We start from the raw sequence: 12,167 nt of genomic DNA, 5'->3' as shown, positions 1-12,167 counted from the left end.
CTGCCTCAATAACTGGACGCCCGCCTTGCGCGGGCGTTTTTTTATTGGAATCAACGCGGTGCAGGCCAAGCGGCACCCCGATTCGCATTCCCGCCCGGTCGCGGCGTTTGCGTTCCTTTCGCAGGTGCAGCATAGTCCGGCCCGAACGACCAGTCGAGGAAGCCATGCAGCTGAAGAACAAGACCGCCGTCATCACCGGATCCACCTCGGGAATCGGGTTGGGCATCGCGCGTGAGCTTGCCCGCGCGGGGGCCGATATCGTCCTGAATTCGTTCACCGATTCCGATGACGACCATGCGCTGGCCGCGTCGGTGGCGGAGGAGTTCGGGGTCGGGGCGCGGTATATTCGGGCGGACATGTCAAAGGGCGACGAGTGCCGGGCACTGATCGCGCAGGCGGGCGTCTGCGACATCCTGGTGAATAACGCGGGAATCCAACACGTTGCACCTGTGGACGAGTTCCCGGTCGAGAAGTGGGACGCGATCATCGCGATCAACCTGACATCGGCCTTCCATACCATCGCGTCGGCGCTGCCGATGATGCGCAAGGCGGGTTGGGGGCGGGTGGTCAACATCGCTTCGGCGCATGGGTTGACCGCAAGTCCTTATAAAAGCGCGTATATTGCCGCCAAGCATGGAATCGTCGGGCTGTCGAAGACGGTGGCGCTGGAGACGGCGGAAGAGCCGATCACCTGCAACGCCATCTGTCCCGGCTATGTGCTGACGCCGCTGGTCGAGGCGCAAATCCCTGATACCATGAAGGAATACGGGATGAACCGCGAGGACGTGATCGCCAACGTCATGCTGAAGCGGCAGCCCAGCAAGCAATTCGCGACCGTCGAGCAGATGGGCGGGACGACGGTTTTCCTGTGTTCGTCCGCCGCCGATCAGATCACCGGAACGACGATCAGCGTCGATGGCGGATGGACCGCGCTCTGACGAAACGTACAAATTGTACATTTCAGAGGCCCAAACGTACATATCGGACGGTCATGCCAAAACGCATCAACATCGCCCTTCAGGGGGGCGGCGCGCACGGCGCCTTCACCTGGGGCGCGCTGGACGTCCTGCTGCAATGTCCCGAGATCGAGATCGCCGCGATCACCGGCACCTCGGCCGGGGCACTGAACGGCGCGGCGGTCAAGGCCGGGATAGTGCGCGGCGGGGTTAACGCGGCGCGCGCCAACCTGGACTGGCTGTGGAGCGAGGTGGCGGGAATCGGGGACGAGCATCTGACAGCCTGGCTGTCCGACCTGGCCCCCCCGACGGCCCAGCTTGCCCGCGCGATCCAGGGATCGCCCGCCTATGCCGCCGCCGACACGATCAGCCGGATGGTCAGCCCCTATGTCTGGGGGCCGTTCTATACCAACCCGTTGGAAGGGCTGCTGTCGCGGATGCAGTTCGAGGATGTCTGCGCGCCCGAAGGTCCGGCGCTGTTCGTCTGCGCCACCAATGTGCGGACCGGCAAGATCAGGGTATTCACGGGCGAGGAGATAGGGCCGAAGACGATCATGGCCTCTGCCTGCCTGCCGACGCTGTTCCAGGCGGTCGAGGTGGCGGACGAGGACGGCACGATGCAGGCCTATTGGGACGGCGGCTATACCGGGAACCCGGCGTTGTTTCCCCTATACGAGGGGCGGTTTCCCGACGATATCGTGGTGGTCAACATCAACCCGATCCACCGCGAGGAATTGCCCGTTTCGCCGCAGGAGATCCTGAACCGGATCAACGAGATCAGTTTCAATTCCTCGCTTCTGCGTGAACTTCGGGCGATAGACTTCGTCAGGCGACTGATTGCCGAGGGGCGGATGCCCGAAGGGGTGATGCGGAACGTCAAGATCCACATGATCGCCGACGACGCGCTGATGAACGAATTGTCGGTCGCCACCAAGATCATACCGACCGCAGTTACAGTGGCGCGGCTGAAGACGGCCGGGCAGGCGGCGGCGCAGCGGTTCCTTGACGCGCATCTGGACGATCTGAACGTGCGCCCGACCGTCGATCTGGGTGCCATGTTCGGCTGATCATTCGGCGGCCTGCGGCCTGCGGGCGGGCGCGCGCGCCGGTTCCTTCGGCTGCGGATAGACGAGGCCGGCGGAGATCACCAGTTTCGCCGCATCCTCGACGCTCATCGTCAGTTCGCGCAGGTCCGAGCGGTTGACGAACAGCAAGAAGCCCGAGGTCGGGTTGGGCGTGGTCGGCAGGAAAACCGATACTTTCTGTTCGTCGCCGGGCATGCTGGCCGCAATTTCGCCCCGCGCGTCGGTCGCCACGAAGGCGATCGCCCAAAGACCCTTGCGCGGATATTCGACCAGAACCGCCTTGTCGAACGACGTGTCGGACTGGGCGAAGACCGTTTCCGCGATCTGTTTCAGGCCGTTATAGACCGACCTTATCACCGGCATCCGATCCACCAGGCTTTCGCCGAAGCGCAGAAGCGACCGCCCGATATAGCCCTTGGCGGCCCAGCCGACGAGAACGGTGAAGACCAGGAAGATGACGACGCCGATGCCGCGCAGGTTGATCCCGATATAATGTTCGGGCTGGAAGCGGTCGGGGATCAGCGGCAGGACGAACCCGTCGATCCAGCCGATCACGGCCCAGATCAGCCAGATCGTCAGGCCGATGGGCGCGATGACGACGAGGCCGGTCAGGAAACTGGCCCGCAGGCCGCCGAACGCGGTGCGGCGGCGGAGAGGCGGAATCGGGTCGAGGTCGGGCTTCGTCATTGGATGCAGATCCCGCAGGGCCTGGTCCATCTAGGGCCAAGCGGGCGCTGCCGCAATGGATTTGGAACGGGGACGCGCGCGGTCAGGATCCGTCGCGCATGACGGTGCGGATCGCGCCGATTTCGTGCGCAATGGCAGCGGCCAAAGCGGCATTGTTGAGAACCAGCGCGATGTTGGCTTCGAGCGAGCGCCCTTCGGTCAGTTCGAATATCCGCGCCAGCAGGAAGGGCGTCACCGACTTGGCGCTGATGCCGCGGGTTTCGGCATCGGCCAGCGCCTGTTCGATGATCGGCGCGAGGTCGGCTGCGGGAATCTCGGCCTCGGGGGGGATCGGGTTGGCGACGAGCTGGCCGCCGGGCAGGCCCATCTTGCCGCGGGTCACATGGGCGCTGGCGATGTCTTCGGGCGAATCGAGCCGCAGCGGCGCGGGATAGGGCGAGGCGGCCGACCAGAAGGCGGGCAGGCTGTCCTGGCCGTAGGCGATGACCGGCACGCCCAGCGTTTCCAGCACCTCCCAGGTCTTGGGCAGATCGAGGATCGCCTTGGCCCCCGACGCCACGACCGTCACCGCCGTCTGCGCCAGTTCGTTGAGATCGGCGGAAATGTCGAAGCTGCGTTCGGCGCCGCGATGCACCCCGCCGATGCCGCCGGTGGCGAACACCTCGATCCCGGCGAGGCGGGCGGCGATCATGGTCGCGGCGACCGTGGTGGCGCCAGTGCCGCCGGTGGCGATGCAGACAGGCAGGTCCGCGCGGCTGAGCTTGGCGACGCTGCCGGCGGCGGCCAGACGGTCGAGCTGATCGCCGGTCATGCCGATATGCAGCGTGCCTTCGACCACCGCGATGGTGGCGGGCGTGGCGCCGCGGTCGCGGATCGCGTCCTCGGCCGCTCGGGCGGTCTCGACGTTGCGGGGAAAGGGCATGCCGTGGGTGATGATGGTCGATTCAAGCGCGACGATGGCGCGACCTTCGTCGCGGGCGGTGGCGACCTCGGGCGAAAGGGACAGGGGGGGTGTCATGATGCGACTTCTCCGGAAACGTAGGATGCGGCGGTGGCGAGCGCGGATCGCAGGGCGGCCGGCCCCTGTTCCCCGCGCAGTTCGGCGGCGATATGCGCGGCCATGAAGGTGTCGCCGGCCCCGGTGACGCGCGCCACCATGACGGCGGGCGGCGCGGCGTCGAACGCGCCCTGCGGATCGGCCAGCGCGGCCGACCGCCCGCCATCGGTCACGAGGACGCGGGCCGCGCCCCGGCCGTGCAGGGCGGCGGCGGCGGCGAGGGCGGTGGCGGGGCCCGCGCCGGGGGCCGCGTTCAGCAGCAGCCGCGCCTCTTCGAGGTTGACGTAGAAGGTGGCGCGCGGATGCGACAGCAGCGGTTGCAGGCGCGCGACCTTGCCGGGCGAGGCGGGGGCCACGCGCAGATCGGCCCGCGCCAGCCACGGACCTTGCGCGATGCGGGCCAGAAGCCCCTCGGTCAGGTTGCCGTCCAGCGCGGCGATGCCGTCGAACGGGGCGTCCGGCGCGCCGAGGCGGCCGTCCTTAAGCGGGGCGAGGATGCGCGCGTCGGCGCGTTCCAGCGAATGCGCGTCGGCGACGGCGGCGACGAGGCCGCCCGCGCCCTCGATCGCCATGTAGCGGTCGGTGGGCAGGTCGTCGGAGCGGTATATCAGGTCGCAGCGCAGCCCGAGGCCCGCGATCTCGGCGATCAGCGCGTCGCCCTCGTCGTCGCGGCCCACGGCGCTGAGAAGGGCGGGCGCCAGGCCGAAGCGGCGCAGCGTCATGGCGATGTTCAGAGCGACGCCGCCCGGCAGGCGGCTGATGCGGCCGGGCACGTCGCTGCCCAGCCCCATCGCGGAAGGCGAGCGGCCGATCACGTCCCAAAGGACGGAGCCGATGCAGAGGATGGCCGGATCCATGCCTGTGGTGATGGCCGCTCGGCGCGCGGGGCGCAAGGGCGGGGCGGCGTCGCGGCCTATCCCCGCGCGGGCCGTCTTGCGGTCGGCGCGCGATCGCTGTAACGGGGCCACACTTCACAGGTGGGACTTGGTCCGCGTCGGGGAGACATCCCGAAGCGGTCCGCCGGTTGAGACGCCCCCATGGGCGGCTTGAGACGTTCCGCCAAGGCATGAAACCGGAAAAAGGATAGCGCGATGGCTCTTCCCGAGTTCAATCTGCGTCAGCTTCTGGAAGCTGGCGTTCACTTCGGCCACCAGACCCAGCGGTGGAATCCGCGCATGGCCGAATACATCTATGGCGACCGCAACGGGATCCACATCCTCGACCTGACGCAGACGGTTCCGATGCTGGACAAGGCGTTGCAGGTCATCCGCGACACGGTGGCGAAGAACGGGCGCATCCTGTTCGTGGGCACCAAGCGGCAGGCGCAAAAGCCCATCGCCGACGCGGCCGAGCGCTGCGCGCAGTATTACATGAACCATCGCTGGCTGGGCGGGACGCTGACCAACTGGCAGACCGTGTCGCAGTCGATCAACCGCCTCAAGCAGATCGACGAGCGGATGGCCGAGGGCGCCGAGGGCCTGACCAAGCGCGAGCGTCTGTCGATGGAACGCGACCAGGCCAAGCTGAACGCGTCGCTGGGCGGGATCCGCGAAATGGGCGGCGTGCCCGACCTGCTGTTCATCATCGACGTGAACAAGGAGGATCTGGCGGTTCTGGAAGCCAAGAAGCTGGGCATTCCCATCGTCGCGGTCGTGGACAGCAATTCGTCGCCCGACGGGATCGACTATATCATCCCCGGCAACGACGACGCGGCGCGCGCCATCGCGCTTTATTGCGATCTGGTCAGCCGCGCGGCGCTGGACGGCATGTCGGCGCAAATGGACGCCGCCGGCGTCGATATGGGCGCGATGGAAGACGTGACCGAGGATCTGGCCGAGCCGATCCTGGAGACGCCGGCCAATGCCGATGCGCCGCTGGATCTGTCGGACGAGGCGGTGTCGAACGACGCCATCGCCAAGGACGCGCCCTACGATCTGGACAACAAGCCGGCCGAGCAGAAGGCCTGATCCCGCGCCGCAGGGCGCAGGCGAACGCGGACGGGGCGGACCCGTCCGCGACAGGACAATCCGCGACAAGACAATCCGAGAGGAGTATCGCGATATGGCGATCACCGCTGCACAAGTGAAAGAGCTGCGCGAAAGCACCGGCGCCGGCATGATGGATGCCAAGAAGGCGTTGCAGGAAACCGACGGCGACATGGAAGCGGCCGTCGACTGGCTGCGCACCAAGGGGCTGGCCAAGGCCGCCAAGAAATCGGGCCGCACCGCCGCCGAGGGGCTGGTGGCCGTCAAGGTCGAGGGCGGGCAGGGCGTCGCCATCGAGATCAATTCCGAGACCGATTTCGTCGCGCGCAATGCCGAGTTCCAGAAGCTGGCCGGCGACATCGCCGAGGTCGCCCTGCGCGGCGGCGCCGAGCGGGACAGCCTGGAGATGCTGAAGTCCAGCGCCATGGGCGAAAAGACCATCGACGAGCAGATCACCGACAAGATCGCCACCATTGGCGAGAACATGACCCTGCGCCGCGTGTCGCGGCTGACGGGCGATACGGTGGTGTCCTATGTCCACAACGCGGTGGCGCCGGGCATGGGCAAGATCGGCGTGCTGGTGGCGATGACCGGCGGCGACGAGGCGTTCGGCCGCCAGGTCGCGATGCATGTCGCGGCGGCGAATCCGGCGGCCCTGGGCGAGGCCGATCTGGACCCCGCGCTGGTCGAGAAGGAGCGTCAGGTCCAGACCGACATCGCGCGCGAATCGGGCAAGCCCGATCAGGTGATCGAGAAGATGCTGGAAGGCCGGATGAAGAAGTTCATGGCCGAGGCGACGCTGCTGGGTCAGGCCTTCGTCGTCGATCCCGACAGGACCGTGGCCGACGCGGCCGAGGCGGCGGGCGTCACGATCACCGGGTTCGTCCGGCTGGAAGTCGGCGAGGGCATCGAGGTGGCGAAAGAGGATTTCGCCGCCGAGGTCGCGCGGGCCGCGCAGGGCTGAACGGACGGTAACGGAACGACCGGAGAAGGCGCCCATCGCGGCGCCTTTTTCATGCGGTTTTCATGCGGCGAGGTGGCGCGCCATCGCGTGCAGCGCCAGATCGTAGCCCGCGGGACCGAAGCCGCAGATCACCCCGATGGCGGCGCGCGCGATATAGGAACGGTGGCGAAAGCCTTCGCGCGCGTGGATGTTCGACAGGTGCAGCTCGATCGTCGGCAGCTCGGCCGACAGGATCGCATCCATCAGCGCGATGGAGGTATGGGTATAGGCCCCGGCATTCAGGATCAGCCCGGCCGAGACGCCGCGCGCCGCATGGATGCGGTCGATCAGGACGCCTTCGTGGTTCGATTGCGCGAAGTCGATTTCGACCTGCAAGGCCGTGGCAGTCTGGCGGCACTGCGCCTCGATCTCGGCCAGCGTCGCGGTGCCGTAGGTGTCGGGCTGGCGTTGGCCCAGCAGGTTCAGGTTCGGTCCGTTGAGAATGAGGATATGGGTCATCGAAGGCTCCGTCAGGATCGCGCAGTCGCTTAGGTTACATAATTCTGATTAGCGGATTTACCCCTCGATCTCGGTCGCCTCGCGTTCGGCGGCGGCGATGTCGTCGCGGGTCATGCGGATTTCGTTGGCCAGCACCATCGCCCAGAGCAGCAGCGGAATGGCGACGATGCCGCCCAGCGGCCCCCAGAACCAAAGGAACGCGATTAGCGCCAAAAACACCAGCAGCGGGTTCACCGACAGCCGCTTGCCCACGGCAGCGGGCGTCACGAACTGCGCCTCGATCAGGTTCATGCCGCCATAGACCAAGGCCGGCAGCAGCGACGCGATGCCGTCGAACTGCACCATGCCGGCGATGACGAACGCGCCGAACAGCATCGCCGGCCCGAGATAGAGAATGAAGTTGAGCAAGGTCGCGGCGGCGCCCCAGACATAGGGTTCGGGCATGCCCAGGGCCGTCATCCCGGCCGTCACCGCAACCCCGAGGCCGGTATTGATGACGGTGATGGTCAGGAAATACCGCGCGACCTGCCGTTCGGCGAGCCGCAGCCGGATCGCCACATCGTGCGTCATCGTGTCGGGCGCGATGCGGCGGGCGATCCAGGCATAGACTTCCTGCCGGGTCAGCAGGAAGAAGAACAGCGTTCCGGCGAACACCGCCGTCTGACCCAGGACCGCGGGCGCAAGAAACAGCGCGTCGGCGGTGTCGGGGATGGCGATGACGGATGTGTCGGCAGGCCCGGCGGCGGTTGGCGGGGGCGCGTCGCCGGTCAGGGCGCGATCGACCTCCTGCCCGACATTGCGCAGCCCCTCGAACGCGGTCTGCAATTCGACCAGGGTGCCGCGCGTTTCGGACAGGATCGTGGGCCAGGCGCTGACGACGCGGAACGCCACCGGCTGCACCAGCATCACCAGCACGATCACGAAGCCCAGCGTCAGCATCAGGCTGGTCAGCGCGCCGATGACGCGCGGCGCGCCGATCCGTTCCCAGAAATCCGAGATCGGCGACAGCACCACGCCGATGACGAGCGCCAGCACCACCGGCGCCAGCAGGCTTTCGGCATATTGCAGCGCGGCGGCGGCGGCGCAGACGCCGAGCACGATCAGCGAGATCTGCGCGGCCCGGTCCAGCCGGGTGGTGCCGCCCCCTGCCCCGATTCCCGCCATCAGGGCGCCATATGCGTGGTCGAGGTGCTGTCGCCCTTGGGACGGTCTTCGACGGGAATGTCGCCGGTCACGGTATAGATGACCTGATCGGCGATGGATGTCGCGTGATCGCCCATGCGTTCGATGTTCTTGGCGATGAAATGCAGGTGCATGCAGGCGGTGATGTTGCGCGGATCCTCCATCATGAAGGTCAGAAACTCGCGGAAAAGCGCGGTATACATCTGGTCGATCTCGTGGTCGCGGTTGCGCACGTCGAGGGCGAGATCGGGGTCGCGCGCGGCGTAGGCGGCCAGCACGTCGTGCAGCATCCGTTCGACTTCGCGGGCCATCCGGCGGATCGAGGCGGCGGCGCCCTCGATGGGCGGCAGTTGCAGCAGCACGCCGGTGCGCTTGGCCAGGTTCTTGGCATAATCGCCGATGCGTTCGAGATTGGCGCTGATCTTGATGACCGACAGGACCAGCCGCATGTCGCGGGCGCGCGGGGCGCGCAGGGCGATGATGCGCGCGGCCTCGTCGTTGATGCGTTCCTCGAGCGCGTCGATGCGGGCATCGTCTGCGCGCACGCGCGCGGCCAGATCCTCGTCGCGGGTATCGAAGGACAGGGCCGCCTCGCGGATGGCGGTCTGGACCAGTGCGCCCATTTCCAGCACCAGCGCCTGAAGCGCCTCGAGGTCGCGGTCGAAGGCGGACGAGATATGCGGGGTGTCTGGCATGGTCTATCCGATCCGGCCGGTGATGTAGTTTTCCGTCCGCTGGTCGCGCGGACGGGTGAAGATGTCGGTCGTGTCGCCATATTCGACCATGTTGCCCAGATGGAAATAGGCTGTCTTCTGGCTGACGCGGCTGGCCTGCTGCATGGAATGGGTGACGATCACCACCGAGTAGTTGCGCCGCAGGTCGTGGATCAGGTTTTCGACCTGATCCGTCGCGATCGGATCGAGCGCCGAGCAGGGTTCGTCCATCAACAGGATCTCGGGCGAGGTGGCGACGGCGCGCGCGATGCAAAGCCGCTGCTGCTGGCCGCCGGACAGGCCGGTGCCGGCGGCGGTCAGACGGTCCTTCACCTCGTCCCAGAGGGCGGCGCGGCGCAGCGCGCTTTCCACGATCTCGTCCAGGGCGGCCTTGCCGTTGGCGAGGCCGTGGATGCGCGGGCCGTAGGCCACGTTGTCGTAGATGGATTTCGGGAACGGATTGGGTTTCTGGAAGACCATGCCGACCTTGGCGCGAAGCTGCACCGGATCGACCTTGCGGTCATAGATATCCTCGTCGTCGATCAGGATGTCGCCGGTCACGCGGGCGCTGGCGATGGTGTCGTTCATGCGGTTGAGACAGCGCAGGAACGTGGACTTGCCGCAGCCCGAAGGCCCGATGAAGGCGGTCACGGTGTTGTCGGCGATATCGACGCTGACATCCTTGATGGCATGGGCGTCGCCATACCAGACATTCACGTCGCGGGCGGCGATCTTGGTGGGCTGCATGGCCGATCCGTCATTCATTTGGGGGGCGTCGAGGTTTGGGGTGTCACCAGCGTCTCTCGAACCGGCGGCGCAGGACGATGGCCAGCGCGTTCATCGCCAGCAGGAACACCAGCAGCACGATGATGGCCCCCGAGGCGCGTTCGACGAAGGCCGGGTCGGAACGCTGCGTCCAGTTGAAGATCTGCACCGGCAGCGCCGTGGCGGGGTCGAAGAAACCTTCGGGCGGCGCGCCCGGATGATCGCGCACGAAGGCCACCATGCCGATCAGCAGCAGCGGCGCGGTTTCGCCCAGCGCCTGCGCCAGGCCGATGATCGTGCCGGTCAGGATGCCCGGCGCGGCCAGCGGCAGGACATGGTGGAATACCGCCTGCATCCGCGACGCCCCTACCCCCAGCGCCGCGTCGCGGATCGAGGGGGGCACCGATTTCAGCGACGCGCGGGTCGAGATGATGATGGTGGGCAGCGTCATCAGCGTCAGCACCAGCCCGCCGACGATGGGCGCCGATTGCGGCAGGCCCATGAAGTTGATGAAGATGGCCAGCCCCAGGATCCCGAACACGATGGACGGCACCGCGGCGAGGTTCGAGATGTTGACCTCGACGATGTCGGTCAGGCGGTTCTTCGGCGCGAACTCCTCCAGATAGACGGAAGCCGCGACGCCGATGGGCAGCGCGAGGACCAGAACGATAGCCATCATGTAGAGGCTGCCCAGAATGGCGACGCCGAGGCCCGCCGCCTCGGGGCGCTGGTCCGACGCGTCGGGATCGGTCAGAAAGCCGAAGTTGAAGCGTTGTTTCAGCGTGCCCGCTTCGCGCAGCGCGTCGGCCAGCCGCAATTGCGCGGGCGACACGTTGCGGTCGCGCTCGGCGCTTTGCAGGGTCACGTCGCCCTTTAGATAGGCGTCGATGCGGCCGCCTGCCAGAAACTCGAACGGCTGGATGGTGCCGATGGCGTCGGGATTGGCGCGGACGTAATTTCGCAGCGTCGCGGGGGCCTGCCGCGAGACCAGCGCCGCCGCGGCCTCGCGGTCGATGGCGTCGGTGTCGAGACCCAGCGCGATCATCCGCGCCTCGAGCGCGTCGGCGATCGAGGGGCGCATAACCGAAGGTCGTGACGCGGGCGATGTCGGCGGCGTCCCGGTTGCCAGCGGGATCGAGCAGATCGGCCGGCAGGGCCACGTCGAGCTGGATGAAGGTCTGGCGGAACGCCGACAGCCCGTTGCCGAGGATCGAGGTCAGCAGCACGACCAGTGCCAGAACGCCCAGCGAGACGGCAAAGAGACCGTAGAGCCTGAAGCGCCGCTCGGCCGCATTGCGGCGGCGGGTGCGGTCGTCGGGAACCAGCAGCGATCCCTTGCGCGGAACGGACGCGGCGTCGGTCATTCGTATTGTTCCCGGTAGCGGCGCACGATGTAGAGCGCCAGCACGTTCAGCGCCAGCGTGATGACGAACAGCGTGAGACCCAGCGCGAAGGCCACCAGCGTTTCGGGCGACGCGAAATCGGTGTCGCCGGTCAGCTGGCTGACGATCTTGACGGTGACGGTGGTCATCGCCTCGAACGGGTTGAGATCCAGCCGGGCCGCCGCCCCCGCCCCCAGCACGACGATCATCGTTTCGCCGATGGCGCGGCTGGCGGCCAGCAGCACCGCGCCGACGATGCCCGGCAGGGCGGCTGGCACGACGACGCGGCGGATGGTCTCGGACCGGGTGGCGCCTAGGCCGAGGCTGCCGTCGCGCAGCGATTGCGGCACGGCGTTGAGGATGTCGTCGGACAGCGAGCTGACGAAGGGGATCAGCATGACGCCCATCACCAGCCCCGCCGTCATCACCGAAGTCGCCGAATTGCCAAGGCCCATCGGCTGCGCGAACCAATCGCGCAGCAGCGGGCCGACGGTGATCAGGGCGAAAAGGCCGTAGACGATGGTGGGAATGCCCGCCAGCACCTCGATCAGCGGTTTGGCCACGGCGCGCACGGGGCGCGAGGCGTATTCGCTGAGATAGATGGCGGAATAAAGGCCGATGGGCACCGCGACAAGCAGCGCGATGGCCGAGATATAGAGCGTCCCCCAGAGCAGCGGCAGGATCCCCAGATCGGAATCGCCGCGGAAATTGGGCGACCAGTTCAGCCCGAAAAGGAAGTCCGTCCAGGGATACTGGCGGAAGAAGGCGGCCGATTCGAAGACCAGCGACGCGACGATGCCGATGGTGGTCAGGACCGCGACCGACGCGGCCGCGATCAGCAGCGCCATCACCCCCCGGCTCGACGCTGTTGCGCGCGCGAAATCGGGCCGCGT

General features: G+C 67.1%; 12 protein-coding genes and 1 pseudogene. 4 read left to right on the top strand and 9 right to left on the bottom strand.

Annotated features, from left to right (window positions below):
• Positions 1-164 precede the first annotated feature (164 nt).
• Both OCGS_RS11245 and OCGS_RS11240 read left to right on the top strand, forming a co-directional pair.
• Positions 165-938 (top strand): 3-hydroxybutyrate dehydrogenase, encoded by a 774-nt coding sequence (locus tag OCGS_RS11245; RefSeq protein ID WP_007427364.1) that lies wholly within the window; start codon positions 165-167, stop codon positions 936-938.
• Positions 939-991: 53 nt separating this feature from the next.
• Positions 992-2,023, top strand: coding sequence for a patatin-like phospholipase family protein (locus OCGS_RS11240; RefSeq protein ID WP_007427363.1), 1,032 nt, complete (start codon positions 992-994; stop codon positions 2,021-2,023).
• Here the strand turns inward: OCGS_RS11240 and OCGS_RS11235 are convergent, their stop codons facing one another.
• The 3 genes from OCGS_RS11235 to OCGS_RS11225 form a co-directional block, all read right to left on the bottom strand.
• Complete coding sequence (locus OCGS_RS11235; protein ID WP_040610984.1) at positions 2,024-2,728, bottom strand: DUF502 domain-containing protein; 705 nt, start codon at positions 2,726-2,728, stop codon at positions 2,024-2,026.
• A gap of 82 nt (positions 2,729-2,810) precedes the next feature.
• Positions 2,811-3,746 carry a pseudouridine-5'-phosphate glycosidase gene (locus OCGS_RS11230; protein ID WP_007427361.1) on the bottom strand — a complete coding sequence of 312 codons (936 nt, stop codon included), beginning with the start codon at positions 3,744-3,746 and terminating at the stop codon, positions 2,811-2,813.
• Positions 3,743-4,642 (bottom strand): PfkB family carbohydrate kinase, encoded by a 900-nt coding sequence (locus OCGS_RS11225; protein WP_007427360.1) that lies wholly within the window; start codon positions 4,640-4,642, stop codon positions 3,743-3,745. The genes OCGS_RS11230 and OCGS_RS11225 overlap by 4 nt, the downstream gene beginning before the upstream one ends.
• Before the next feature lie 234 nt (positions 4,643-4,876).
• Between OCGS_RS11225 and rpsB the strand changes: the two genes are divergently transcribed.
• Both rpsB and tsf read left to right on the top strand, forming a co-directional pair.
• The gene (rpsB, locus tag OCGS_RS11220) at positions 4,877-5,752 is read left to right on the top strand and encodes a 30S ribosomal protein S2 (protein ID WP_007427359.1); all 876 of its coding nucleotides are present in this window, start codon (positions 4,877-4,879) and stop codon (positions 5,750-5,752) included.
• Positions 5,753-5,846: 94 nt separating this feature from the next.
• Positions 5,847-6,734, top strand: a complete 888-nt coding sequence (gene tsf / locus OCGS_RS11215) for a translation elongation factor Ts (RefSeq protein WP_007427358.1) — start codon at positions 5,847-5,849, stop codon at positions 6,732-6,734.
• 60 nt (positions 6,735-6,794) lie between these two features.
• On the opposite strand, the gene aroQ is transcribed toward tsf, so the two are convergent.
• From aroQ to pstC, 6 genes and pseudogenes are all read right to left on the bottom strand, one after another.
• Positions 6,795-7,232 (bottom strand): type II 3-dehydroquinate dehydratase, encoded by a 438-nt coding sequence (aroQ, locus tag OCGS_RS11210; protein ID WP_007427357.1) that lies wholly within the window; start codon positions 7,230-7,232, stop codon positions 6,795-6,797.
• 57 nt (positions 7,233-7,289) lie between these two features.
• Positions 7,290-8,396, bottom strand: coding sequence for an AI-2E family transporter (locus tag OCGS_RS11205; RefSeq protein WP_007427356.1), 1,107 nt, complete (start codon positions 8,394-8,396; stop codon positions 7,290-7,292).
• Entirely contained in the window at positions 8,396-9,109 is a 714-nt protein-coding gene (gene phoU, locus OCGS_RS11200; RefSeq protein ID WP_007427355.1) for a phosphate signaling complex protein PhoU, read from the bottom strand. The genes OCGS_RS11205 and phoU overlap by 1 nt, the downstream gene beginning before the upstream one ends.
• Positions 9,110-9,112: 3 nt before the next feature.
• On the bottom strand, positions 9,113-9,874 hold the full coding sequence (gene pstB, locus OCGS_RS11195) for a phosphate ABC transporter ATP-binding protein PstB (protein ID WP_238538254.1): 762 nt from the start codon (positions 9,872-9,874) through the stop codon (positions 9,113-9,115).
• A 43-nt stretch (positions 9,875-9,917) separates the two neighbouring features.
• A pseudogene (gene pstA / locus OCGS_RS11190) lies at positions 9,918-11,256 on the bottom strand (phosphate ABC transporter permease PstA).
• Positions 11,253-12,167, bottom strand: a 915-nt coding sequence (gene pstC / locus OCGS_RS11185; RefSeq protein WP_040610966.1) for a phosphate ABC transporter permease subunit PstC, incomplete at its 5' end; no start/stop codon positions are given. The gene pstC and the pseudogene pstA, both read right to left, overlap by 4 nt.

It is taken from the genome of Oceaniovalibus guishaninsula JLT2003 (assembly GCF_000299575.1).
In the GTDB taxonomy this organism is placed as follows: Bacteria; Pseudomonadota; Alphaproteobacteria; order Rhodobacterales; family Rhodobacteraceae; genus Palleronia; species Palleronia guishaninsula.
This window is presented reverse-complemented; position numbering and strand designations above follow the sequence as displayed.